This window comes from Candidatus Liberibacter solanacearum CLso-ZC1 (genome assembly GCF_000183665.1).
Taxonomy (GTDB): Bacteria; Pseudomonadota; Alphaproteobacteria; order Rhizobiales; family Rhizobiaceae; genus Liberibacter; species Liberibacter solanacearum.
The window spans coordinates 1,004,800-1,029,649 of record NC_014774.1 but is presented as its reverse complement, the minus strand read 5'-3'; the positions used below and the strand labels follow the sequence as shown (position 1 = coordinate 1,029,649).

Below are 24,850 nucleotides of genomic sequence, written 5' to 3'. Positions count from 1 at the left end.
GGTTTTTATGTGTAATGTAAGCTTTCTTTTTCTCAAAGAATTTGTGTTATCTTTTTTTCTTTGTATGCGTTATTTTTTTAAGGCGAAAGCCACGATTAATTATCCTTTTGAGAAAGGCTCCGTGAGTCCTCGTTTTAGAGGAGAGCATGCCCTGCGCCGTTATCCTAATGGAGAAGAAAGATGTATAGCTTGTAAGTTATGTGAAGCTGTTTGTCCTGCGCAAGCTATTACAATAGAATCCGGACCTCGTCTTCATGATGGAACACGTCGGACTGTGCGTTATGACATAGATATGATTAAGTGTATTTATTGTGGTTTATGTCAAGAAGCTTGTCCAGTTGATGCTATTGTTGAGGGTCCTAATTTTGAATTTGCAACAGAGACTCGTAAAGAGCTTTATTATGACAAAGAGCGTCTTCTGGATAATGGTGATAGATGGGAAAGTGAAATTGTTCGTAATATTGTGATTGATTCTCCTTATCGTTAATATTGATTTTATGATTATATATGTTTTTTGTAATGACTATAATTTTTTCCTTCTAATGAAGATCTTAAGGAATATGTGAAGATGGTTGTACAATCTTTGTTTTTTATCTCTTTTCCTTTGTTGTAATAGCTTCCTCGCTTCTAGTCGTTACATTACGTAATCCCGTATATTCAGTTTTCTTCCTCATTCTTGCTTTTGTTAATTCTGCGGGTCTTTTTCTTCTTTTGGGGGCAGAATTTATCGCAATGATTACTCTAGTTGTATATGTTGGGGCTGTGATCGTTCTTTTCCTTTTTATTATTATGATGCTTGATATTGATGTTGAAGAAGCAAAACCTAGAAGAAATCGTCCATTTTTAGGGGCTTTTTTTATAGGAATTTTAGCTGCTGAATTGTTTGTATGTGCAAGTAATTTACTAGTTTTTGGATTAGAAGGTGAGGTTTCTAGATTGGTTTTTAGGGGAAATAATACAGAAGATATTGGTGAGGTTTTATACACAAAATATATTTATCCCCTTGAAATATCAGGATTTATTTTATTGCTATCTATGATTGGTGCAATTGTACTAATGCTCCGGCATCGTCCCGGCATTAAGAGACAAAATATTTCCAAGCAATTAAAGAGTAATCCTGGAAATTCTGTTACAGTAGTTAAAGTAAAATCAGGGGAGGGGATTGAGGATGAATATTAATCTTGCTCATTATTTGATTGTATCTGCTATTATATTTATTATCGGTTCTTCTGGAGTTTTTTTTAATCGTAAAAGCATTATCACGACATTGATGTCGATAGAGATTATGCTTTTGGCGGTGAATTTAAATATGATTTCTTTTTCTGCCTATATGCAAGATATTGCTGGTCAAATATTTTCTTTATTTATCTTGGTGGTTGCAGCAGCCGAGACTTCTATAGGACTTGCTATTTTAGTTGTTTTCTATAGGAAGCGAGGTTCAATTTCTGTTGATGATTTTAATCGAATGAAGGGTTGATTTGTAGCTATGATTTATGAGGCTATAGTTTTTCTTCCTCTCGTAGGGGCAGTTGTTTCTGGATTTTTCGGTCGTTTGATGAGAGAAAAATTGCCTGAGATTTTTACTTCTGTATTAATGGTAATCGTAGCACTGTTATCTTGGTGGGTGTTTTATGAAGTAGGTTTTTCTAACTTTACGGTAGTTAAATATGAAATATTTCATTGGATCAAATCTAGTGGACTGGATGTATCTTGGGGATTGCGTATAGATACTCTTTCTTCTGTTATGTTTGTGGTTATTAATTCTATTTCAGCAGTTGTTCATATATATTCTATTGGTTATATGCATGATGATCCACATCGCCGGCGGTTTTTCTCGTATCTATCATTGTTTACTTTTGCGATGCTTGTTTTGGTTTCTTCTGATAATTTTTTACAAATATTTTTTGGTTGGGAAGGTGTTGGCCTTGCATCTTATTTGCTAATTGGTTTTTGGTCTTTTAAAGAATCTGCCCTCAAAGCTTCAATGAAGGCTTTTGTAGTCAATAGGATAGGTGATTGCGGTCTTATTCTTGCTATTTCTGCGATAGTTTATCTTTTTCAATCGGTTGATTTTGATATTGTTTTTAACAAAGCCACTCAATACTTTACGCATGGTAATCTTGTAGGGACAACACATAAAGCTCTTGCTCCTTTTGGAATAGAGATACATAGGCATGATGCTATTGCGATAATTTGCTTTTTGTTGTTTTTAGGTGCCATGGGAAAATCTGCTCAGTTTTTATTGCATGTATGGCTTCCCGACGCGATGGAAGGCCCGACACCTGTTTCTGCTCTTATTCATGCTGCTACGATGGTGACAGCTGGTGTTTTTTTAGTAGCTAGAATGTCTCCACTTTTTGAGCTTTCTTCCGTTGTTTTGGATTGTATAGTAGTCGTTGGATCTATTACAGCTTTTTTTGCTGCAACCGTTGGCCTTGCTCAACATGATATCAAACGTGTTATAGCGTATTCTACTTGTTCACAGTTAGGTTATATGTTTGTTGCATTGGGGTGTGGGGCTTATGGAGCTGCTATTTTTCACTTGTTTACACATGCATTTTTTAAAGCACTTCTTTTTTTAGGGGCTGGATCAGTGATACACGCAGTCTCTGGAGAACAGGATATGCGTCGTATGGGTGGGTTATATAAACATTTGCCTGTAACAGGTTTGATGATGATTATTGGTACCTTAGCGTTGACGGGATTTGGGCTTCCTAAAACAAGTATAGGGCTTTCAGGATTCTTTTCTAAAGATGTAATTCTAGAAGTGGCGTATATGTCTTCGAATCGTTTTATTGCTTTTTTCCCTCTTTTATTTGCTGCTTTTTTAACCAGTTTTTATTCATGGAGATTAATGTTTTTGACTTTTTTTGGTAAGATGCGCGTGGATAAAAATATCTTACAAAAGATTCATGAATCTCCAATGGTTATGCAAATGCCACTTTTTATTTTGGCGATAGGATCTATATTTTTCGGATTTGTTTTTCATAGTTTCTTTTTTGGGGATGGATATTCTTCTTTTTGGAAAGAGGCGATTTTTACTTCTTCTCGTAATAAGATGTTGGGAATACATCATTATGTGCCTTTATGGGTAGAATATTCTTCTTTTATAGCTTTTTCTGCTGGTTTTGTGGTTTCTTTTATAATGTATATCGTTTTCCCAAGTTTACCAAAATTCCTTTCAAAAAAAATTTCTTATTTCTACTACTTTCTTCACAATGCTTGGTATTTTGATCGGATTTATGATTTCTTGTTTGTTCGTCCTACGATTCGTTTGGGAGAATGGTTATGGAAGGGTATTGATTTATCCATAGATAGATATGGTCCTAATGGCGTTGCAGCTTGTGTGCGGTATTTATCTTTTTATGCGAGTCGTTTGCAAACAGGGTATCTGTATCATTATGCATTTGCCATGTTGGTGGGAATTTCTATATTGGTGCTAGTCATGTTGTTGAAAGGTAATATTTAATGGATTTGCCATTTCTTTCAATTATAACTTTTACACCTTTTATAGGTGTTCTTCTTTTGTTTCTTGCTTCTTACTTGGGATGTGAGCGTCGCTCTTTTCTGGGTATTGCTTTGGGAACCAGTATTATCAATTTTGTTTTTTCCTTGTTTGTCTGGGCTATATTTAACCAAAATAATTCTGGATTCCAGATGATTGAATATTATCATTGGATTGATTATTTTTGTGATTATCATCTTGGAGTTGATGGTATATCGATTCTTTTAGTAGTGCTAACCGCTTTTCTTACTCCTTTTTGCATTTTATCTAGTTGGGAGTCGGTTCAAGAACGCTTCAAAGAATATATGATAGCTTTTCTAATTCTTGAATCTATGACAATAGGAGCTTTTTTATCGCTGGATATCGTATTATTTTACATATTTTTTGAAGCTAGTTTGATTCCTATGTTTATCATAATAGGTGTTTGGGGAGGAAACGAACGCGTTTATGCGGCGTATAAGTTTTTTCTTTATACATTTTTTGGTTCTGTTTTTATGCTCTTGGCGATTATGGTGATGTGTTGGGACAAAAAAACAACTAGTATTATTGATCTTTATGCAAGCAGCTCTTTCCCAATGTCTATACAGTGTTGGTTATGGTTGGCTTTTTTTATCTCTTTTGCGATAAAAATTCCTATGTTTCCTTTTCATACTTGGTTACCAAGTGCTCATGTACAGGCGCCAACTGCTGGTTCGGTTTTTTTAGCGGGTATTATGTTGAAAATGGGCGGTTATGGTTGTCTTAGATTTTTATTGCCTCTTTTTCCTTTGGCTTCTAAATATTTTTCTCCCCTTATCCTTATATTGTCTGTAATATCTATTATATATGCCTCTCTAGTTGCGATGGTACAGAGAGATATCAAAAAGCTTATAGCATATTCTTCGATAGCACATATGGGATATGTAACGATTGGTATATTTTCAGGAATAAGAAGTGGTGTTGAAGGTGCGATGTTTCAGATGCTATCACATGGTCTTGTGTCTAGTGCGCTATTCTTTAGTATAGGTATTCTTTATGATCGGTTACATACGCGTGATCTTTATGCCTATGGTGGTTTAGTTCGTAATATGCCTCGATATGCAGTAGTAATGATGGTATTTACTATGGCTAATATTGGTCTTCCTGGAACATCAGGATTTATTGGAGAATTTTTGATTATTGTATCTGCTTTCTTCAATCATAATATGATTGCCGTTTTTGCATCTTTTGGTGTTGTCTTATCAGCGCTATACTCTTTATGGTTTTATCGTAAGATTGTTTTTGGTGTGTCGGAACGTGAAGAAGTGAAAAAAATAAAAGATTTATCATTACGGGAGCGTTGTATTGTATATCCGATCGCAGTATTAATAGTTTTTTTTGGAATATATACTATTCCGGTTTTTGATACTTTTGCCCTTACCATTTCTTCTATTGTAAAAACTGATTCGTTCGGAAAATAATACTGGTTGTATTATCTAACTGACGAGGAATTGGAACTATTATTATGATTCCTATAAGCTGTATAAGTGATTTTTTTCTTTGTATTCCTGAAATCATTATTGCCCTTGGAAGCCTTTTTCTTTTATTGATGGGTGTCTTTTCTCGTCGCAAGAATGCCTTTCATTTGGTTGTTTTCCCAGTGATAGTGTTGAGTGTTGCTCTTATTTCTCTCTTTATTATGCCTTATAAAGGGATAGGATTGGGCGGGGCTTATATTTCAGATAGCTTTTCATATTTTGCAAAGTCTATCATTCTAGGTAGTAGCATCATGCTTTTCATAATGATGTTCAGCTGTATTCATGTGAAACCTTTTAGCTGTTTTGAATTTCCTGTAGTTATTTTGATGGCTATTTTGGGTATGCTTTGCATGATTTCAGCGAATGATATGATGTCTTTTTATATGGCACTAGAGCTACAATCTTTGGCGCTTTATGTGGTTATTGCAATGAATCGTGAGAGCGTTTTTTCTATAGAAGCAGCTCTTAAATATTTTGTGTTAGGGGCGGTTTCTTCTGCTTTTTTATTATATGGAATGTCTTTTATTTATGGATTTACAGGTTACACGGATTTTTCACATATAGTGACGTCGTTGTTCGTTGGGTATAAGTCGTCTGTTGTAATAGTCGGAGTTGTGCTGATTCTAGTGGGTCTTTTCTTTAAAATGGCACTGGTTCCATTTCATATGTGGATTCCTGATGTTTATGAAGGATCCCCTATGTTTGTTACTGCTTTTTTAGCAACTGTCCCAAAATTTGCTATTACGATGGCGCTTTATCGTATCACAATTGTTTTTTGGCCGATGATTTTTGATTTACTACAGATCTTTATGCTTGTTTCTGTTGGTTCAATGGTTTTGGGTTCCATTGTTGCGATCAAACAACAGGACTTAAAGCGTCTTATGGCTTATTCCTCCATAGGTCATGCAGGATATGCTTTGCTCGGTTTTTCGGCTGGTACTGTTCTTGGAATTTCTGCTATGATTAGGTATATGATCATTTATCTTGTTATGATGATAGGATTTTTTGCTTGTGTTTTATCGTTACGTCGTAAAGATGGGAGCAATATTAAAAACATTTCTGATCTTTCAGGATTATCGAAGCAGAGTATTTTTCTGACCTCTGTTTTGACTATTTTGCTTTTTTCGTTAGCGGGTATTCCACCTTTTGCGGGTTTTTTAGGGAAGTATTTTCTTCTTCTTTCTGCTGTAAATAGAGATTTTTATATTTTTGCTATGATTGGTTTGTTGTCTTCTGTAGTATCCGCTTACTATTATTTGCGTATTGTCAGTATTATGTGGTTTAATCAGCCAACGGAAGAATTGATTCTCGTTGGAAAGCAAATGAGTCCGATTATTATCGCATCTACTTTTTTTGTTGTTGGTTACTTCTTGTTTGAGAATATCTTAAACTCGTGGATTACTACGATAGTTAGATCAATGTTTTAACGATGTTATCTGATCTTTCTGAATGTAAAAAACTTTATAATTTTCGGTATGAATTTTTTGATACTATCGTTTCTACAAACGATGAATGTATGAAACGTGCATTATCTGGCGATTTAGGAAATTTATGGATAATTGCATCACGTCAAACATCTGGTCGAGGTCGTGGAGGGAAAAAATGGGTTTCTGATAAAGGGAATCTATACGCTTCGTTACTATTGATTGATTCTATATCGAAGGATTCCCTAACGCTCTTGTCTTTTGCAGTTTCTGTTGCTATGCACTCAATTATAGCATCTATTCTTCCTGCTGAGGTAGATGTCAAAATAAAATGGCCAAATGATTTGTTAGTTTTTCAACGTAAGATTGCTGGAATTTTAATTGAGACTTTAGATTTAAAAAGTGGTTTACAAGCAATTGTTATTGGAATAGGGTTGAACGTTGAGTATTGTCCCAAAGATACTTCTTATCCTGTTACTTCTCTGAGAAAAGAGGGAGGATGTATAGATTTAAAGAGTATTTTACCAATTTTTTTCCAAGAAATTGCAAAAATGTTAGCTATTTGGAAAAAAGATACAGGACGAGAAGAAATCATGAAACTTTGGCGTTGTTTTGCTTACGGAATAGGTAATCCTATCACGATTAAACTTCCCCAATTTTCTATTTCAGGTCATTTTGTTGGAGTTGATGATTTTGGATATTTATTATTGGAAGAAAAAAAAGGTTGTTTTCGTAAAATTTTTACAGGAGATATTTTTATTTAAAATGAAAGATCATATATGAAAGAACAGGAAGATTTAGTGTTTTTGCCTCTTGGTGGTGTTGGTGAAATTGGCATGAACATGGCTCTTTATGGATTTGGCAATCCTAACAATCGTAAATGGATAATGGTTGACTGTGGTGTTTCCTTTCCGAAAGATGATTTACCAGGAGTGGATCTCGTATTTCCAGATATTACTTTCGTTTTGGAAGAACGTAAGAATCTTATGGCAATTATTATTACGCATGCCCATGAGGATCATTATGGTGCTCTACATGATTTATGGTCATTTCTCAATGTTCCTGTCTATGCTTCTCCTTTTGCAATTGGGCTTTTAGAGGCTAAAGGAGTATACGAGCGTTTTCCTAAGAATATTCCATGTATATCCTTTCAAGCGGGAGATCAAATTGATATTGGTCCTTTTTCCATAAAATCTATACAAGTTAATCATTCAATTCCTGAATCTATGGCGTTAATTATCCGCTCTCCAGTGGGTAATATTGTTCATACAGGTGATTGGAAGCTTGATGATACTTCTGTTCTTGGAGATTTGACAGATGAAGATTCTTTGCGTGCTATAGGAGACGAAGGAGTCCTTGCATTAATGTGTGATTCTACTAATGCAATGCTTCATGGAACCCCTGTCTCAGAAAAAGATGTTGCTCAAAATCTGTATAATATTATTAAAAAAACTGAAGGCTATGCTGTGATCACAGCTTTTGCATCCAGTGTTAGTAGGATTCGCAGCATTATAGATGTTTCTGAAAAATTAGGGCGTAAGGTATTACTGCTTGGTTCTTCATTGAAGCGTGTAGTGAATGTTTCTATTGGTATTGGGCTTATAAAAAAAGATCAATCATTTGTTTCGGAGGAAAGTTTTGGATTGTATCCTCGCGAAAAATTAGTTGTTATTGCAACCGGTAGTCAGGGAGAACCACGTTCTGCTTTGGCTCAGTTGTCGCGTGGTGAAATGCGCAATTTAAAATTGAGTAACAAGGATAAGGTGATATTTTCGTCTCGTTCTATACCAGGAAATGAAGTGGCAATAGGTCAACTCAAGAATCAACTGATAGAGCAAGGTGTGCAGATAGTATCAGACGATGCAGAACATCCAGTACATGTTTCAGGTCATCCATATCGTAAAGATTTAAAACGTATGTATCAGTGGATTCGTCCTAAAATTATGGTTGCGATTCATGGAGAGCTTTCGCATCTTGTTGCGCAAAAAGAACTTGCTTTGCAATCTGGTATTGCTCAGGTTCCGTTTGTTCGCAATGGTAAGATGTTGCGTCTTTTCCCCGATCCTGTTGAGATTGTAGATGAAGTAGTTCATGGACGTTTTTTAAAAGACGGTTTTCTGGTTGGAAAATTTGAGGAATTGGGAATTGCTAAGAGAAAACAGCTTTCTTTTGTTGGACATATATCAGTCAATGTTCTTCTTGACAATCATTATGACATCATTGGTGTGCCAGAAGTTATTGATATTGGCATACCTACTTATGGTGAGGATGGAATCAAAATCAATAAACTATTGTCAAAAACGGTTATTACAACAGTAGTTAATTTTCCTCAAAATCGTCGGAAAGATTTAAAAGCATTGCGGGAATCAATAGGTCGTTCTTTACGTTCTTGTCTCAAACAGGCTTGGGGAAAGAAGCCCATTGTTACTGTTTTTGTGAGTAGAATATCTCGTCAACGGTAGTATAGTATGAGTATATCTTGAAATTAATATTTAATATTGCGTGATATCTCCACAGGAAATGATTTGAGGATTATCCTGGAAAATAGTTAAATTTTACAATTAAGTTCGTTTAATAAAAGGATATGATAGTGAAAAGATCAAAGTATTTTTTACCAGCTATGCAGGAAAATCCTAAAGATGCAGAAATTATCTCGCATAAAATGATGTTGCGTACAGGGATGATATCTCAACACTCAAAAGGAATGTATTCTTGGCTTCCTTTAGGAAATAAAGCTCTTAGTAAGGTTAATGCGATTATTCGCGAAGAGCAAGACCGAATAGGTGCACTTGAAATGAGTAATCCAACTTTGCAATCAGCTGACTTGTGGATTGAAAGTGGGCGTTATGAATCTTATGGGAAAGAAATGCTCCGGATCGTTGATAGAAACGATAAGTCTATGCTTTATGGTCCGACTAATGAAGAGATGATGACCGATATTTTTCGCTCTCATGTGAAATCTTATAGAGATCTTCCATTGATTTTATATCAAATGCAATTGAAATTTCGAGATGAGTTGAGGCCGCGTTTTGGAACTATGCGTTCGCGTGAATTTCTGATGAAAGATGCTTATTCGTTTGATTTAACTTTCGAGGATTCAGTACATTCTTACAATAAGATGTTTGTCTCATATCTTCGGATTTTTCATCGTTTGGGATTAAAATCTATACCAATGCGTGCTGAATCTGGTCCAATTGGTGGTAGTTTAAGTCATGAATTTATTGTTCTTTCGAATACAGGTGAAACACAATTATTTTGTTCTAAAGATTTTATGAATTTCCCGATTCCTTCAGAAAACACAGATTTTGATGATATTGTTTCTTTAAAAGATATTGTGAGACAATGGACTACTCCTTATGCTGCTACTTCTGATGTACATAATGAGAAATTATTTCATTCTTTATCGGAAGAAGATAGAATTGTGGCACGGGGTATTGAGGTAGGTCATATTTTCCATTTTGGCACAAAATATTCTCATCCCATGTCAGCGACATTTCAAGGTGCGGATGGTAAGAAACATTATGTCCAGATGGGATCATATGGAATTGGTCCTATGCGTGTTGTTGCTGCTATTATTGAGTCTTCCCATGATGCACAAGGGATTATATGGCCTGATTCAGTTTCCCCTTTTCATATATCGCTTATTAATCTCAAAATTCACGATCAGGCGTGTTGTTCTGCAAGTGACAAAATTTATACACAGCTTTCTCAAGCGGGATGTGATGTTTTTTTAGATGATGTAGATGAACAAGCGGGATCTAAGTTTGCTTTAGCTGATTTATTAGGTTTTCCTTTGCAGATTATTATTGGTTCAAAATTTATTTCTGATTCTAAGGTTGAAATCAAAAATAGATCAACGGGTACAAAAGAATATATGTCATTAGAAGAAGTTGTTAATTATGCCTCGAATCGCTTTTTTGGGGAAAAGTTGATGATTAAAACATCATATTAAGGGGAAAAAATGATTTTTTTTTCTAGATTTGAAGTGGCAATTGCTTGGCGTTATCTGTTTTCGCGTCGCAAAGAATCTTTTATCTCTATTGCTTCTTCTGTATCATTTATCGGCGTAATGATAGGGGTTATGGCTCTTATTGTTGTTATGTCTGTAATGAATGGATTCCGTGCAGATATGATTAAACGTATTTTGGGAATCAATGGGCATATCATAATACAGCAGAAATATTATCCGCTTGTTGATTACCAATCTCTTTCAAAGAAACTCAGTTCTATTCCAGATGTTACGCAGGTTTCACCTTTTGTCACTGGTCAGGCATTTATTTCTAGTATGAATTCTCGTGGTTCTGGCGTATCGGTACGGGGCATTTCTAGCAAAGATTTTTCTCATATAAAAAAATCTTTCTCACGTTTTTATGGTGGATTAAATGATTTTGATCAGGGAAAAGGGATTGTTATAGGAGAAGATCTTGCTCGTGTTTTAGGTATTTCAATAGGGGATAAAATCAAAATTCTTTCTCCATATGGTGACATTACGCCATTGGGAATAGGAACTCGTTCTAAGTCATATACTGTTTCAGCAATATTTCAAATACGTATTCCAGATTATGATAGTGGAATGATTTATATGCCCCTTGAAGAAGCACAGTTATATTTTAATATTGAAAATGCGGTCTCGGGCATAGAAATTTTTGTCAAAGATCCTGATATGATTGAAAAATCACGTAAAAATATTATCGATATCTTTGGAAATGATGTGTCAATTGTCGATTGGCAGCAACGTTATCAAATGTTTTTTTATGCCATGCAAGTTGAGAGTAATGCTATGTTTGTTATTTTGGCATTGATAGTTTTAGTCGCTTCTCTTAATATTATTTCTGGTTTAGTGATGTTGGTAAAAGAAAAAAGGCGGGATATAGCAATTTTGCGTACTATGGGTGCTCGCATTTCTTCTATTATGGCTATATTTTTTATGATAGGTGCTTTTATTGGTATTTCTGGAACTTGTGCAGGTGTTATTATTGGTATTTTGATTTCTGTTAATGTTGAAGTGATACGACAGTTTTTTTTGAATGCATTTGGTGTGGTAATATTTGATACAGAAGCATATTTATTAACTGAATTACCTTCTAAAATTTCATGGATTGAGGTTTCGTGGATTGTTGCAATGACTGTTTTTTTATCTTTGTTGGCAACAATATTTCCTAGTTGGAAAGCATCTCGTATAGATCCTGTCAAAGCTTTGCGCTATGAGTAGGAGAGCATGTTGAGTAACACAGAAGTTTTATTGCTTCAGAATATCAAGCATAGTTATTATCAGGTTGGCAAATATTTTCCAGTTCTTGAAAACGTTCACCTTAGCTTAAAAAAAGGTGAAATGGTTGCTCTCGTTTCTCCTTCGGGAACGGGGAAATCAACTATTTTGCATATTGCAGGTTTATTAGAAAATCCTGATAAAGGCGATATTATTATTGATAGTCAATCATGTAACCAACTTTCTGATGAGAAAAAAGCATTTTTGCGTTGTACTAAAATTGGTTTTGTATACCAAGCACATCGCTTGTTAACGGATTTCTCGGTCATAGAAAACATCATTATTCCTCAAATTATTGCTGGAGTCGATCATAATACGGCACATCAACGTGCTATGGAGATTTTAGATTATATGGGGATGGCTCCATATGCTAATAGGAATTCCTCTGATATTTCTGGGGGCGAGCAACAAAGGGTAGCAATTTGTCGTGCTGTTGCAAACAAGCCTTTAATTATTTTGGCAGATGAGCCGACAGGCAACTTAGATCCGAAAACAGCACAACGGGTTTTTGGTTTTTTAAAAGATTTGGTTGCTCGTTTCGGTTTGGCAACATTAGTCGCAACGCATAATCATGATCTTGCTTCTCAGATGGATCGGCAAATTACCATTAAAGATGGTATGATTGATATTTTATGATGCGTATTTTTTATCTTATTTTAGGCAGATGTGCTAATAGCATATAATTGACATCCATTTTTTTTTCAGAAAGTTTCCATTTATTACATAATATACTATAAACCACACCGATACGATCTATAACTTCTACGTTATTTTTAGCTAAAAGTTCTTCTATTTCTATTGGTTTGACAAATTTTTCATATTGATGAGTACCTTTTGGTAGCCATTGAAGAACGTATTCAGCTCCGACAATGGCCAATAACATTGCTTTAAAAGTACGGTTAATCGTAGAGACAAACATCAATCCATCGTCGAGAAGAAGAGAGCAACAAGTGTTTGCAAAGTAATGGATATTATTAACGTGTTCTATCACTTCCATGTTTAAAATAACATCAAATTTTTCATCAGTTTTAGCTATGTCTTCAGCACAAGCTACACGATAATCAATGTTTATATTGTGCGTATCAGCGTGATTTTTAGCTGTTGCAATGTTTTTTGGAGAAGGATCGATTCCTATTACAGTTGCTCCCATTCGAGCTATAGGTTCTGATAGCAAACCTCCGCCACAGCCTAGATCTAATATGCGTAAGCCTTTGAAAGGATAAGCATCATGATTATCGCATTGAAAGTGTTGCATTATTTTTTTTTGAATATACTGTAATCTTACTGGATTTATTTGATGGAGGGGTTTAAACTTTCCCGTGGGATTCCACCACTCGGATGCTATGTTTGAAAATTGATTTATTTCTTCTTGGTTTTTAGTGGTATAGTTCGGATATTTTTTTTGCATTTAAACCTCCTTATAAAATCAATAGACATGATCTATTGATTTTGTGTTATTTGCAAGTACGATCTTCTTTTGAAAAGGTGCTGATAGCTATCAAACCTTTATAATTAATATAAGAAAACTTCTGCTAGGATTAGTATGGCACGTATTGTTATGAAATTTGGTGGTACTTCTGTAGCTAATATTGATTGTATTCGCAATGCTGCTTTGCATGTTAAGCGTGAAGTGAATATGGGACAAGAAATTGCTATTGTTGTTTCTGCTATGAGTGGAGAAACTGATAGGCTAAGCTCTCTGTGTCAGTGTATGGGATCTCTCAATAATACACGTGAAAGAGATGTTGTTATTTCTTCAGGAGAACAGGTTTCTTCTGGGCTGATGGCTCTCGCTTTGCAATCATTGGGTATTGAGGCAATCTCATTGCAAGGGTGGCAGATTCCTGTTTTGACAGATAATATACATGGAATAGCGCGGATATCCCGTATAGATGGGACAAAAATTATTTCTCACATGAAGACAAAAAAAGTAGTAGTCATTACTGGCTTTCAAGGAATAAGCCCTGCAGGCTATATCACAACCCTTGGTCGTGGAGGATCCGATACTTCAGCGGTTGCAATAGCGGCTGCTATCAATGCAGATCGGTGTGATATTTATACAGATGTAGATGGTATTTATACTACTGATCCACGTATTGAGCCAAAAGCTCGTTTGATGAAAAATATTTCTTTTGAAGAGATGTTAGAAATGGCATCACTTGGAGCTAAGGTAATGCAAGTTCGTTCCGTAGAATTGGCTATGCTTCATAAAGTTTGTTTGTTCGTGCGTTCAAGTTTTGCAGATTCAAATCAACAAGAGCAATCAGGAACGTTTATTTGTGATGAGGAAAATATTATGGAACAAGAAGTAATTACTGGAATTGCTTATACAAAAGATGAAGCTCAAATTTCTTTGAGGCGTCTACAAGATCATCCTGGGATATCGGCATCTATTTTTTCTCCGCTTGCTAAAGCTAATATTAATGTTGATATGATTATTCAAAATATTTCTGAAGATGGTCAGTATGCAGATATCACTTTCACGACCCCTTCGTTGAGTTTAGAAAAAGCTCTTGCAGTTTTAACTGATAATAAAGATAAAATTGGTTATGATGTTATTCAACATGAGGATAAACTAGTTAAAATTTCTGCTATAGGAATTGGAATGCAAAGTCATACGGGGGTGGCGTCAGCTTTCTTTTCATGTTTTGCCGAAAAAAATATCAATATTAAGGCAATTACGACATCTGAAATAAAAATATCTGTTTTAATTGATAGTGCTTATACTGAATTAGCTGTGAGATCATTACACTCTTGTTATGGTTTAGATATTACTTAATATTATTTTTTGTCTTTAAAATAAAGTTTTTTAAATATGCTCGTATTATTGGTATACGTTATTGAATGTTTCCTTGAGGAACAATCAATTTTTAGGATATAGAGTTTTTTGCATATAGGTAATTTTCTTCGGATAATTTGTATTGACAAGAATATTTTCTAAGGTCATGATGCTGATATCTTTAGAAAATTTAAAGAGTTGCTATTCTAGTTTGGAAAATAATTTTTCTGTTTTTTGTAAGGTATGTTTTGATTTTGTGTTGCAAATAATTGTTTCCCAGCAAAGAATGCTTTCTTTAATTTAGGCGTTATTTTTTTTTTGAGCTTGATAAAACGTACTAAGGATTCTTTGCGTTAAAATAATTTATGCTTTTTTTTTCTATGATAGTATGTTAATGAGTGTTCTGTTGTATTTTTACGATAGAAGTGCTGTGTAACTTATTTTCTAACTAAGAATGTCATTTTTGTATATTTTAATAGGATATGCGGGATATTTTTAGAAAATGATTCTAATTAGCTAATCAGAATATTAAGTTTTTAAATATGCACATTCGCGAACAAGCAAAGAAAAAATAGTAAAATTTCGGTTGTGAATTCATTATTTGCAAAGTTATTTTCGGTGTATAAGACAGCATTGAAAATCATTATCACTCTGTGAATTAAGAATATTATTTCAATTTTTTATGAGAGTTTTTGGGTTTTGGTTTTTCTTTCTCACAAGCAAGTATGCAATTTGAAGAATCGTTTTTCTGAAATAGAATTACGTATGTCCGAGTCGCCTTCTGTGGATGTTTATATTAAGCTGACAGAAGAGTATGCTGCGATTAGTCCGATAATATCTAAGATCGATATTTATGAGAAAAAAAAAGGTGAAGAGCAAGATCTTCGTACTATTATTGATGATCAAGACAGTGACTTAGGCATTCGAGATCTCGCTAAGGCTGAGATTGGGGAAGTGGAAAAAGAAATCAAAGCGCTTGAATATGAAATAAGTTGTCTTCTTTTGCCCAAAGATACAGATGATGACAAAAGCTGTATCCTTGAAATTCGTGCTGGAACAGGGGGATCAGAGGCTGCGTTGTTCGTTGGTGATCTTTTCCGTATGTATGAGCGTTATGCTACATATCAAAAATGGAAAGTAGAAATATTGTCGTCAAGTGATAATGATGATGGTGGGTATAAAGAAATAGTAGCAACAATATCTGGTAACGGAGTTTTTTATCGTATGAAATTTGAATCAGGCGTGCATCGCGTACAACGTGTTCCTGCAACTGAAGCAAGTGGACGGGTTCATACCTCAGCAGCAACTGTTGCAGTGTTGCCAGAAGCAGAAGAAATTGATGTTGCAATTGCTACGGAAGATATTCGCATTGATACTATGCGAGCATCTGGTTCAGGAGGGCAACATGTTAATACTACGGATTCAGCTGTAAGAATTACACATATTCCTACTGGTATTATGGTAACTTCCTCTGAAAAATCACAGCATCAAAATAGATTACAAGCAATGAAGGTATTAAGAGCACGTCTTTATGATATTGAAAGAAAGCGTATGGCACATGAAAGATCCGAAAATCGTAAGGCACAAATTGGATCCGGAGATCGTTCTGAGCGTATTCGTACTTATAATTTTCCACAAGGACGTATTACTGATCACAGAATCAATTTAACTCTTTATAAACTTGAATATGTTTTGCAGGGTTATCTTGATGAAATTGTCAATGCATTGCTTACTGCGCATCAAGCAAAAATGATAGGTTCTGCAAGTGAATGATTCATTGTTAATTAAAGAACTTCCTCATACTGTTGAAGGTTGTCTTTCGTTGATAAAATATTATTTTAAAGAATCGGGATTGCAGGGATTAAGGAATCCTCGTTCTTTTCTATGTGGTGTTACGGGATTATCTTCTTGTCAGGTTATTGCGTGCCCAGATACAATTCTTGATGATGAACAGAGGCTATTGCTTAAAAAAGCGGTTATTCGTTCTTTGAATTATGAATCAATACATCGTATTTGTGGATGGCGTGATTTTTATAATGTAAGATTAGCTCTTTCATCGGATACTTTTGAGCCTCGCCCTGAAACGGAGCTTTTAGTTGATTCTATATTATCTTTTTTCCTTTCTCAAAGGGGAAAGAAAAAAGATGCTCGTATTCTTGATCTTGGGATGGGTAGTGGAGCGATTTGTCTTGCTTTGCTAAAGGAAAATTCTTTTTTTGAGGGTTTGGGGGTTGATATTTCCAGTAAAGCCCTTGAAATTGCTAGGAAGAATGCTGTTGCCAATGGTCTTTCCAAGAGATTTTCCGCATTGCAAAGCAATTGGTTTTCTTCTATTGAGGGGTTTTTTGATATTATTGTTTCTAATCCCCCTTATATAGAATCTGCTGTTGTGGATAAACTTGGGCCTGAAGTAAAGAATTTTGATCCGGTGATTGCTCTTGATGGGGGTCCAGATGGTTTGTCTCATTATCGTGTTATAGCAGATGGTGTATCTCGCCATTTAAGTAAGAATGGATTTTGTGGTTTAGAAATTGGTTATAATCAAAAAATAGACGTGATACGTATTTTTGAAGACAAGAAATTATTCTTAGTCAATTCTTTTAAGGACTATGAAAAAAACGATAGAATATTACTATTTTGTCGTTGATATGTGAAGTTTTTTAAAGAAGATTCTTGTAATATGTAGAAATGAAAGTGTTATCAATGGGTTAATTAATAAATTAAATTTTTATACTAAAAATAGTGAATAACAAGTATTTATGAGTTGGGATAGATAATAAATGAGATCAGGTCAACAATATAAACGTAGTCGCGGACGAGGATCTAGCGGCAGTAATGGAAATTTTGGTCGTAAAAATCTTAATCCATTGGTACGTAATTATGATAGCAATGGATATGATGTTAAGGTTCGAGGCACTGCTCAACACATAGCAGAGAGATATTCAGCTCTGGCTCGTGATGCAATAAGTGCAGGTGACTATGTAGTAGCAGAAAATCATTTTCAGCATGCAGAACATTACAATCGCATTGTTTCTATAGCTCAAGCGCAGATTCAAGAAAAGTTGCAACGTGATGAACAGGAAAACCTTCTTTCAAAAGAATCAAGAGGCCATGTTCAAAATGCACCTAGTGGTTTTGAAGATAATTCGACGATTAAAGAACAAAAGGAACCGCTTTTTAGTAGCGATATTCAGCCTGCAGTTGGGGATGAGGTATTTAAAGCCCCTGAGCCATCTCTTGAAAAAAAAGCGCCTAATAAAAAAGTATATCGTAGAAGAGTTGTACGTCCACGTGTATTCCATAATAATAAAATAAACAATAAACCTGCAGAAGAAACAACAACTTCTGTTCTTCTCCAATCTCAAGAAGTGAATTCAGAAACTGTAGATAAAGATTTTACATTGTGATATTTTACTGTCTTTAATATAAGGGCAATCAGAATCTGGAGGATTGTATGATGGATAGTGATAAATATTCAGACTCAAGAAGTGAATTCAGAAACTGTAGATAAAGATTTTACATTGTGATATTTTGCTGTCTTTAATATAAGGGCAATCAGAATCTGGAGGATTGTATGATGAATAGTGATAAATATTCAGAATTAATGCGTAAATTTTTGCATTCTTCCCAAGCATATGCTTTGGCACAAGGTCATCAGAATTTAGTGCCTGAACATCTTTTACATACTTTTCTTGAAGATGCAGAAGGATTTATTTGTTTGTTAATTCAAAGCTCTGGAGGAGATCTTGGGAAGCTAAGGAATGCTAATCGCAGTGCTCTTTCTAAAATCCCAAAGGTTACGGGAGGAGGCGGACAAGTTTATCTTTCTCAGCCTTTGGCTGCAATTTTATCTAAGGCGGAGGAGATAGCCAAAAAATCAGGTGATTCTTTTGTTACAGCAGAGAAAGTTCTTTTAGCTATGATATTAGCTAAGGAATCAGTAGGAGATTCCCTTAAAAAATGTGGGATCAGCATTAATCGTCTTGAAGAATCGATCAAGAAATTACGTAAGGGGCGTGTAGCTGATTCTGCTAATGCTGAGCAAGGATTTGATGCTTTAAAGAAATATTGTCGTGATTTGACTGCAGAAGCACGGGATGGAAAACTTGATCCCGTTATTGGTCGTGACGATGAAATGCGTCGTTCTATTCAGGTTTTATCGCGTCGCACTAAAAACAATCCAGTGCTAATTGGAGATCCTGGTGTCGGTAAAACTGCTATTATCGAAGGTTTGGCTTCGCGTATTGTTAATGGGGATGTTCCTGAATCATTGAAGGATAAAAGATTAATGGCTCTTGATATAGGAGCATTAATTGCAGGTGCCAAATTTAGAGGAGAATTTGAAGAGAGGTTAAAATCTCTTATTGGTGAAATACGATCAGAGAACGGGGAGATCGTTTTATTTATTGATGAATTGCATATATTAGTAGGAGCAGGGAAAACCGATGGAGCAATGGATGCATCTAATTTGCTTAAGCCCTCTTTAGCACGCGGAGAATTGCATTGTATCGGAGCAACGACATTAGATGAATATCGTAAATATATAGAAAAAGATCCGGCTTTGGCTAGAAGATTTCAATCAATCTTGGTTGGTGAGCCTACAGTCGCCGATACAGTATCTATTTTACGAGGGCTTAAAGAAAGATATGAACAGCATCACAAAGTACGGATTTCTGATTCAGCTTTAGTCAGTGCCGCAGTGCTTTCTAATCGTTATATTACGGATCGATTTCTTCCTGATAAAGCCATTGATTTGATGGATGAAGCTTCTGCTAGAGTACGTATGCAAATAGATACGAAGCCCGAAGCGCTTGATGAATTTGATCGTCGGATTATTTGTCTCAAAATAGAAAAAGAGGCTTTAAAAAAAGAAAAAGATCAGTCTTCGAAAGATCGTCTTCTAGATTTAGAAAAAGAATTAGCTTCTTTAGAAGAAAAAGCGCATTCTTTAACTTTGCGATGGCAAGAAGGTCAGCGAAAGCTTTTTTATGCTGCTGATCTTAAAAAGCGTTTAGAATCCATGCGTAATGAGCTAGCTATAGTACAACGTCAAGGACAATTTGAACGTGCTGGAGAGCTTGTTAATCTTTTGATTCCAAAAGCAGAAAAAGAATTAGATGAGGCTGAAAAAGCCGGTGGTGTCGCAGAAGATATAGTTCAAGAAGTCGTAACATCTGATAATATTGCAAGTATTGTATCAAGTTGGACGGGTATTCCTGTTGACAAAATGTTGGCAAGTGACCGAGAAAAATTTGTACGGATAGAAGAAGAAATATCTAAATCAGTTGTTGGTCAATCTGCGGCTATCGAGTCTGTATCTCATGCATTGCGTCGTTTCCGAGCTGGATTGCAAGATCCACGACGTCCGATGGGATCTTTTATGTTTTTAGGTCCTACTGGGGTTGGAAAGACGGAATTAGTTAAATCTTTAGCTCGATTGTTGTTTGATGATGAGAATTCTATGATTCGAATAGACATGTCTGAATATATGGAAAAGCATTCTGTATCTCGTCTTATAGGAGCTCCTCCTGGTTATGTTGGGTATGAAGAGGGGGGGATTCTAACTGAAGCAGTGCGCAGGCATCCTTATCAAGTTGTCTTATTTGATGAAATGGAAAAGGCACATTCGGATGTTCATAATATCTTATTGCAGGTTCTAGATGATGGAAGGTTGACAGATAGTCAAGGGCGTACGGTAGATTTTCGCAATACGCTGATTATTATGACCTCTAATTTAGGGGCAGAGTATTTAATCAAAGATTGTGACGCTACTGATTCTCACGACAAGGTAATGCAACTTGTTCGATCTACATTTAAGCCTGAATTTTTAAATCGTTTAGATGAAATAATATTGTTTCAGAAATTGCGTGAAGAAGATATGGCACAGATTGTTCGTATTCAGCTTGATATGGTATTATCACTTATTAAAGATAAAAATATTTCAATGAATTTTGAAGACGAAGTAATAGATTGGCTTTCTCACAAGGGATACGACCCTTTTTATGGAGCTCGGCCGTTGAAGCGTGTGATACAAAAACATATTCAAAATCCATTGGCTGAGAAGATTCTCTCTCAGACAATATCTGAGGGAGATTCCATTGAGGTTTTTGTTGAAAACGATAGCCTTAATTTTCGAACTGTTTAGAGTTATTTTTTGAAATAAGAGACTATCGTCATAATATTCTATATATTCGGACGATTTTTGTGAGGGCTTTCCCTTATTTGATAAAAACATTAGCAATAAATAGTTTGGGCGGAAACACAAACATTTAATTAAAAATATTTGTGTTTCCGTTGCACAGTCGTACTATTCAAATAGTATTTTTTCTTAATAATATTTGTAGTGTGGATTTTATTGTCTTATTCATGCAATTTTAAATCAAAGTATTATAAATTTCATAATTTCACGTAAATAACCATAAGGTATGATAGAGGAAAATGTGGAATCATACTTTTTAATAGAATAACTATTTGTTATTTTGATCATATTTCAAATTTTTATTTATCGTTAATAAAGAGATGTTTTTTGCGAATTTTTTCCGTTATTGATGAGGGAATTAATTCTTTTGTTTCCATAAGAAAACGTTGTAGCATCTCTCCTTTTAAAGTTTCTCCCTCGGGAATTCGAATTTTCATAGGATTTACTTTGATCCCGTTGACAATTAATTCATAATGTAGATGTGGTCCTGTTGCCAGTCCTGTTGCTCCAATCCAACCAATGATTTGTCCTTGTTTAACGGTTGTTTTTTCTGTGACATTTTTAGAGATTGCATCTTGATGATTATAGGAAGAAACAAATCCATTTGCATGACGGATAATAGTTTGTTTTCCATAACCACCTGCCCAACCAGATTTTTCAACAATACCATCACTAACAGCTATAATAGGTGTTCCTCTTGGTGCCGCCCAGTCTACTCCTGTGTGCATTCGCGTATAGCCTAATATTGGATGACGTCGCATACCAAATCCAGAGGTTATACGTCCAAATGGCACGGGGGTACGGAGTAAAAAAGGTCGAGAGCTTTTTCCATTTTCATTAAAATATTCCACTGATCCATCAAGGGGGTTTTGGAAACGATAGAAACGAGTGCGTGTTTCACCAAAGCGAGCATGAATATATAATAATTCGGAATCATTGGTGCTTTGGTTTTTAACAGGATCAACGGAGAAAAAAGTTTCAAGAAAATCAGTTGGTTTAAGATGTTCTTGTAAATTTAGGTTGTTTGCTAGGATTCTGATGACTAGTTGTACCAGATTTTTATTCATTCCATTAAAAGAAGTAGCGCGCCATATTCCATCATAAATACTTGGAAATGATTCAGATGTTCGTATGTTATCTGTATAAGAATCAATATCTATTTTAGCGGGTTCTGCGCCTAAGACATATTCATTATTGTCGTTAAGGGCGATAGTTAATATATGCTCTTTTTTATGGTAAATGCTGAATCTTATTATTGTAGATTCTGCTTCTTTTTGTAGCATGCCAATTCTGATTGTTTCGTCTTTTGTTAGCTTATCAACGTGTATTTTGTCTTTTAAGGCTTTTACTATTTTAGAGCTTTCACTGTTAGAATAACCAGCTTGGATCATAGCTTTAAAAACTGTGGTATTGTGTTGTATTACAATTAAATCATCGGCAAATTCAGGAGATATATTTGTTGATAATTGAGGTGTTGTAATCGTTCTATTTTCTTCGATTACTTTAACTGTTGTACTATTAATAGTGCTATTATATTGCTCTTTATATAAAGGCTGATCGTCGGCATAATAGAGGTTATATGATTGATTTTTATCATAATTTAAGGGAAAATATTGGTTTATAATTGCTTTTTTGATTGTATCATCTTTTTCTATAATATCTTTTTTAATATTAGTAATATCTGTTGGAAAATTGAATTTTTTGGTAGTTATTTCAAGCTTAGATTTAGTGTCATATAGTGTATCAATGTTGTTAATTGTATCCATCAACATTTGCGATGTTGATTCTATTCTCCCTCCAGAAAAAATTTTTAATGGATCAAATTTAGGATAATCTCTTAAATTTTGATATGGTGTTGTGAATGTCATTCTAGCATAAGCAAATGGAATTTTTTTGATGATATCTTTATCATGAGATTTGATGAGAGTGGGAACATCAATAATGATTTTTTCAGGATTTTTAGATTTTGTGTTTTTTGTAGATAATCGCGCTTTTCGCATAGAAAAAGGGTTAGGATTAAAATGAGCGGAATTTAGATCTAATGTTTGACGGGATAATTTTGCAGGTATCGCTACTTTTTGATGTCCATCTAAGGCGGTCAAAAGAGCCCCTCCCATGAGAACTCCAGAAGTGACTCCAGCAAAGAATGTTGTGTATACCCATCGAAGAGAAACCTTGCGTCTATTTAGAAATATTTTTTCATTATTGTCTCCTAGAATAGGAGGGTTATTACCAAACGAAAATAGTATTTCTTTTTTATTTAATGTACTATACAACGTCATTTCACACGATTAACATTCAAAAGATCCATTTTTCAACAGTGCATAATTTGTAAGGGGATATAATTTTTCTTACTAAGAGTCAAATTATAGGGTTTGGATATGGTTAATGGTTTGAGGGTAGTAATATTTTTTTGATTATTTTTTATTGACTTATTTATGGCAATTGTTTTAGTATGGCGGATGTTATTTGAGAATAGAGTAGAGAAGAAAGGGAGACATGGGCGGCGATTTTTTATATTTGTAATTAAGGATTTAATTACGAAGGTAGGAGGCGTTTTTTCATGTTTTTCTGGTTGTTATGACGTTGAGAGATGTTTTAGCATTAGGATTTTTTTTACATGGTGGCGCCTTTGGCAAGAACATGAGAGTTTGATCCTGGCTCAGAACGAACGCTGGCGGCAGGCTTAACACATGCAAGTCGAGCGCTTATTTTTAGTAGGAGCGGCAGACGGGTGAGTAACGCGTGGGAATCTACCTTTTTCTACGGGATAACGCACGGAAACGTGTGCTAATACCGTATACGCCCTGAGAAGGGGAAAGATTTATTGGAGAGAGATGAGCCCGCGTTAGATTAGCTAGTTGGTGGGGTAAATGCCTACCAAGGCTACGATCTATAGCTGGTCTGAGAGGACGATCAGCCACACTGAGACTGAGACACGGCCCAGACTCCTACGGGAGGCAGCAGTGGGGAATATTGGACAATGGGGGCAACCCTGATCCAGCCATGCCGCGTGAGTGAAGAAGGCCTTAGGGTTGTAAAGCTCTTTCGCCGGAGAAGATAATGACGGTATCCGGAGAAGAAGTCCCGGCTAACTTCGTGCCAGCAGCCGCGGTAATACGAAGGGGGCGAGCGTTGTTCGGAATAACTGGGCGTAAAGGGCGCGTAGGCGGGTAATTAAGTTAGGGGTGAAATCCCAAGGCTCAACCTTGGAACTGCCTTTAATACTGGTTATCTAGAGTTTAGGAGAGGTGAGTGGAATTCCGAGTGTAGAGGTGAAATTCGCAGATATTCGGAGGAACACCAGTGGCGAAGGCGGCTCACTGGCCTGATACTGACGCTGAGGCGCGAAAGCGTGGGGAGCAAACAGGATTAGATACCCTGGTAGTCCACGCTGTAAACGATGAGTGCTAGCTGTTGGGTGGTTTACCATTCAGTGGCGCAGCTAACGCATTAAGCACTCCGCCTGGGGAGTACGGTCGCAAGATTAAAACTCAAAGGAATTGACGGGGGCCCGCACAAGCGGTGGAGCATGTGGTTTAATTCGATGCAACGCGCAGAACCTTACCAGCCCTTGACATATAGAGGACGATATCAGAGATGGTATTTTCTTTTCGGAGACCTTTATACAGGTGCTGCATGGCTGTCGTCAGCTCGTGTCGTGAGATGTTGGGTTAAGTCCCGCAACGAGCGCAACCCCTACCTCTAGTTGCCATCAAGTTTAGATTTTATCTAGATGTTGGGTACTTTATAGGGACTGCCGGTGATAATCCGGAGGGAGGTGGGGATGACGTCAAGTCCTCATGGCCCTTATGGGCTGGGCTACACACGTGCTACAATGGTGGTTACAATGGGTTGCGAAGTCGCGAGGCGGAGCTAATCCCAAAAGGCCATCTCAGTTCGGATTGCACTCTGCAACTCGAGTGCATGAAGTTGGAATCGCTAGTAATCGCGGATCAGCATGCCGCGGTGAATACGTTCTCGGGCCTTGTACACACCGCCCGTCACACCATGGGAGTTGGTTTTGCTTGAAGACGGTGCGCTAACCGTAAGGAGGCAGCCGGCCACGGTAGGGTCAGCGACTGGGGTGAAGTCGTAACAAGGTAGCCGTAGGGGAACCTGTGGCTGGATCACCTCCTTTCTAAGGAAGATGTTTAGTATTGTTAGATTTATTTAAT

At 35.9% G+C, this 24,850-nt stretch carries 18 protein-coding genes and 1 rRNA gene; 17 read left to right on the top strand and 2 right to left on the bottom strand.

Going from position 1 to position 24,850, the window contains the following annotated elements:
- The first annotated feature begins 7 nt into the window (after positions 1 to 7).
- The 11 genes from nuoI to CKC_RS04625 all read left to right on the top strand — a co-directional run bounded on the left by nuoI (position 8) and on the right by CKC_RS04625 (position 12,330).
- Entirely contained in the window at positions 8 to 487 is a 480-nt protein-coding gene (gene nuoI / locus CKC_RS04675; protein WP_013462374.1) for an NADH-quinone oxidoreductase subunit NuoI, read from the top strand.
- 71 nt (positions 488 to 558) lie between these two features.
- Positions 559 to 1,179: an NADH-quinone oxidoreductase subunit J gene (locus CKC_RS04670; RefSeq protein WP_338028869.1), complete on the top strand. Its 621-nt coding sequence runs from the start codon at positions 559 to 561 to the stop codon at positions 1,177 to 1,179.
- Positions 1,169 to 1,477, top strand: a complete 309-nt coding sequence (gene nuoK, locus CKC_RS04665; RefSeq protein WP_013462372.1) for an NADH-quinone oxidoreductase subunit NuoK — start codon at positions 1,169 to 1,171, stop codon at positions 1,475 to 1,477. Before CKC_RS04670 ends, nuoK begins: the two co-directional genes overlap by 11 nt.
- A 9-nt stretch (positions 1,478 to 1,486) precedes the next feature.
- Positions 1,487 to 3,469, top strand: coding sequence for an NADH-quinone oxidoreductase subunit L (gene nuoL / locus CKC_RS04660; RefSeq protein ID WP_013462371.1), 1,983 nt, complete (start codon positions 1,487 to 1,489; stop codon positions 3,467 to 3,469).
- Positions 3,469 to 4,944, top strand: coding sequence for an NADH-quinone oxidoreductase subunit M (locus tag CKC_RS04655; RefSeq protein WP_013462370.1), 1,476 nt, complete (start codon positions 3,469 to 3,471; stop codon positions 4,942 to 4,944). Before nuoL ends, CKC_RS04655 begins: the two co-directional genes overlap by 1 nt.
- A 44-nt stretch (positions 4,945 to 4,988) precedes the next feature.
- A complete protein-coding gene (locus CKC_RS04650; RefSeq protein WP_013462369.1) occupies positions 4,989 to 6,428 on the top strand; it encodes an NADH-quinone oxidoreductase subunit N in 1,440 nt (479 codons plus the stop codon).
- 2 nt (positions 6,429 to 6,430) lie between these two features.
- On the top strand, positions 6,431 to 7,189 hold the full coding sequence (locus tag CKC_RS04645) for a biotin--[acetyl-CoA-carboxylase] ligase (RefSeq protein WP_013462368.1): 759 nt from the start codon (positions 6,431 to 6,433) through the stop codon (positions 7,187 to 7,189).
- 15 nt (positions 7,190 to 7,204) lie between these two features.
- Positions 7,205 to 8,887 (top strand): ribonuclease J, encoded by a 1,683-nt coding sequence (locus CKC_RS04640; RefSeq protein ID WP_013462367.1) that lies wholly within the window; start codon positions 7,205 to 7,207, stop codon positions 8,885 to 8,887.
- A gap of 128 nt (positions 8,888 to 9,015) precedes the next feature.
- The gene (gene proS / locus CKC_RS04635; protein WP_013462366.1) at positions 9,016 to 10,377 is read left to right on the top strand and encodes a proline--tRNA ligase; all 1,362 of its coding nucleotides are present in this window, start codon (positions 9,016 to 9,018) and stop codon (positions 10,375 to 10,377) included.
- Positions 10,378 to 10,386: 9 nt separating this feature from the next.
- Complete coding sequence (locus CKC_RS04630) at positions 10,387 to 11,637, top strand: lipoprotein-releasing ABC transporter permease subunit (RefSeq protein WP_013462365.1); 1,251 nt, start codon at positions 10,387 to 10,389, stop codon at positions 11,635 to 11,637.
- A gap of 6 nt (positions 11,638 to 11,643) precedes the next feature.
- Positions 11,644 to 12,330 carry an ABC transporter ATP-binding protein gene (locus CKC_RS04625; protein ID WP_013462364.1) on the top strand — a complete coding sequence of 229 codons (687 nt, stop codon included), beginning with the start codon at positions 11,644 to 11,646 and terminating at the stop codon, positions 12,328 to 12,330.
- A gap of 10 nt (positions 12,331 to 12,340) precedes the next feature.
- On the opposite strand, the gene ubiG is transcribed toward CKC_RS04625, so the two are convergent.
- A complete protein-coding gene (gene ubiG / locus CKC_RS04620) occupies positions 12,341 to 13,102 on the bottom strand; it encodes a bifunctional 2-polyprenyl-6-hydroxyphenol methylase/3-demethylubiquinol 3-O-methyltransferase UbiG (RefSeq protein ID WP_013462363.1) in 762 nt (253 codons plus the stop codon).
- A gap of 135 nt (positions 13,103 to 13,237) precedes the next feature.
- Between ubiG and CKC_RS04615 the strand changes: the two genes are divergently transcribed.
- The 5 genes from CKC_RS04615 (at position 13,238) to clpB (ending at position 20,618) form a co-directional block, all read left to right on the top strand.
- Complete coding sequence (locus CKC_RS04615; RefSeq protein WP_013462362.1) at positions 13,238 to 14,473, top strand: aspartate kinase; 1,236 nt, start codon at positions 13,238 to 13,240, stop codon at positions 14,471 to 14,473.
- Between the two features lie 699 nt (positions 14,474 to 15,172).
- Entirely contained in the window at positions 15,173 to 16,246 is a 1,074-nt protein-coding gene (gene prfA / locus CKC_RS04610) for a peptide chain release factor 1 (protein ID WP_013462361.1), read from the top strand.
- Positions 16,239 to 17,120 (top strand): peptide chain release factor N(5)-glutamine methyltransferase, encoded by an 882-nt coding sequence (prmC, locus tag CKC_RS04605; protein WP_013462360.1) that lies wholly within the window; start codon positions 16,239 to 16,241, stop codon positions 17,118 to 17,120. Before prfA ends, prmC begins: the two co-directional genes overlap by 8 nt.
- 133 nt (positions 17,121 to 17,253) lie before the next feature.
- A complete protein-coding gene (locus tag CKC_RS04600; protein ID WP_013462359.1) occupies positions 17,254 to 17,880 on the top strand; it encodes a DUF4167 domain-containing protein in 627 nt (208 codons plus the stop codon).
- Positions 17,881 to 18,050: 170 nt separating this feature from the next.
- Positions 18,051 to 20,618 carry an ATP-dependent chaperone ClpB gene (gene clpB / locus CKC_RS04595; RefSeq protein ID WP_013462358.1) on the top strand — a complete coding sequence of 856 codons (2,568 nt, stop codon included), beginning with the start codon at positions 18,051 to 18,053 and terminating at the stop codon, positions 20,616 to 20,618.
- A 353-nt stretch (positions 20,619 to 20,971) separates the two neighbouring features.
- Here clpB and CKC_RS04590 read toward each other — a convergent pair whose 3' ends face one another.
- Entirely contained in the window at positions 20,972 to 22,954 is a 1,983-nt protein-coding gene (locus tag CKC_RS04590) for a M23 family metallopeptidase (protein ID WP_013462357.1), read from the bottom strand.
- A gap of 357 nt (positions 22,955 to 23,311) precedes the next feature.
- Here CKC_RS04590 and CKC_RS04585 point away from each other — a divergent pair.
- Positions 23,312 to 24,813, top strand: a 16S ribosomal RNA gene (locus CKC_RS04585).
- Positions 24,814 to 24,850: the final 37 nt, after the last annotated feature.

What these genes read in the sequence shown, in the direction of transcription:
- nuoI (WP_013462374.1), top strand. Translation starts at nt 8, where the DNA reads ATGTGTAATGTAAGCTTTCTTTTTCTCAAAGAATTTGTGTTATCTTTT.
- nuoK (WP_013462372.1), top strand. Translation starts at nt 1,169, where the DNA reads ATGAATATTAATCTTGCTCATTATTTGATTGTATCTGCTATTATATTT.
- nuoL (WP_013462371.1), top strand. Translation starts at nt 1,487, where the DNA reads ATGATTTATGAGGCTATAGTTTTTCTTCCTCTCGTAGGGGCAGTTGTT.
- CKC_RS04655 (WP_013462370.1), top strand. Translation starts at nt 3,469, where the DNA reads ATGGATTTGCCATTTCTTTCAATTATAACTTTTACACCTTTTATAGGT.
- CKC_RS04650 (WP_013462369.1), top strand. Translation starts at nt 4,989, where the DNA reads ATGATTCCTATAAGCTGTATAAGTGATTTTTTTCTTTGTATTCCTGAA.
- CKC_RS04645 (WP_013462368.1), top strand. Translation starts at nt 6,431, where the DNA reads ATGTTATCTGATCTTTCTGAATGTAAAAAACTTTATAATTTTCGGTAT.
- CKC_RS04640 (WP_013462367.1), top strand. Translation starts at nt 7,205, where the DNA reads ATGAAAGAACAGGAAGATTTAGTGTTTTTGCCTCTTGGTGGTGTTGGT.
- CKC_RS04630 (WP_013462365.1), top strand. Translation starts at nt 10,387, where the DNA reads ATGATTTTTTTTTCTAGATTTGAAGTGGCAATTGCTTGGCGTTATCTG.
- CKC_RS04625 (WP_013462364.1), top strand. Translation starts at nt 11,644, where the DNA reads ATGTTGAGTAACACAGAAGTTTTATTGCTTCAGAATATCAAGCATAGT.
- ubiG (WP_013462363.1), bottom strand. Translation starts at nt 13,102, where the DNA reads ATGCAAAAAAAATATCCGAACTATACCACTAAAAACCAAGAAGAAATA.
- CKC_RS04615 (WP_013462362.1), top strand. Translation starts at nt 13,238, where the DNA reads ATGGCACGTATTGTTATGAAATTTGGTGGTACTTCTGTAGCTAATATT.
- CKC_RS04600 (WP_013462359.1), top strand. Translation starts at nt 17,254, where the DNA reads ATGAGATCAGGTCAACAATATAAACGTAGTCGCGGACGAGGATCTAGC.
- clpB (WP_013462358.1), top strand. Translation starts at nt 18,051, where the DNA reads ATGAATAGTGATAAATATTCAGAATTAATGCGTAAATTTTTGCATTCT.
- CKC_RS04590 (WP_013462357.1), bottom strand. Translation starts at nt 22,954, where the DNA reads ATGACGTTGTATAGTACATTAAATAAAAAAGAAATACTATTTTCGTTT.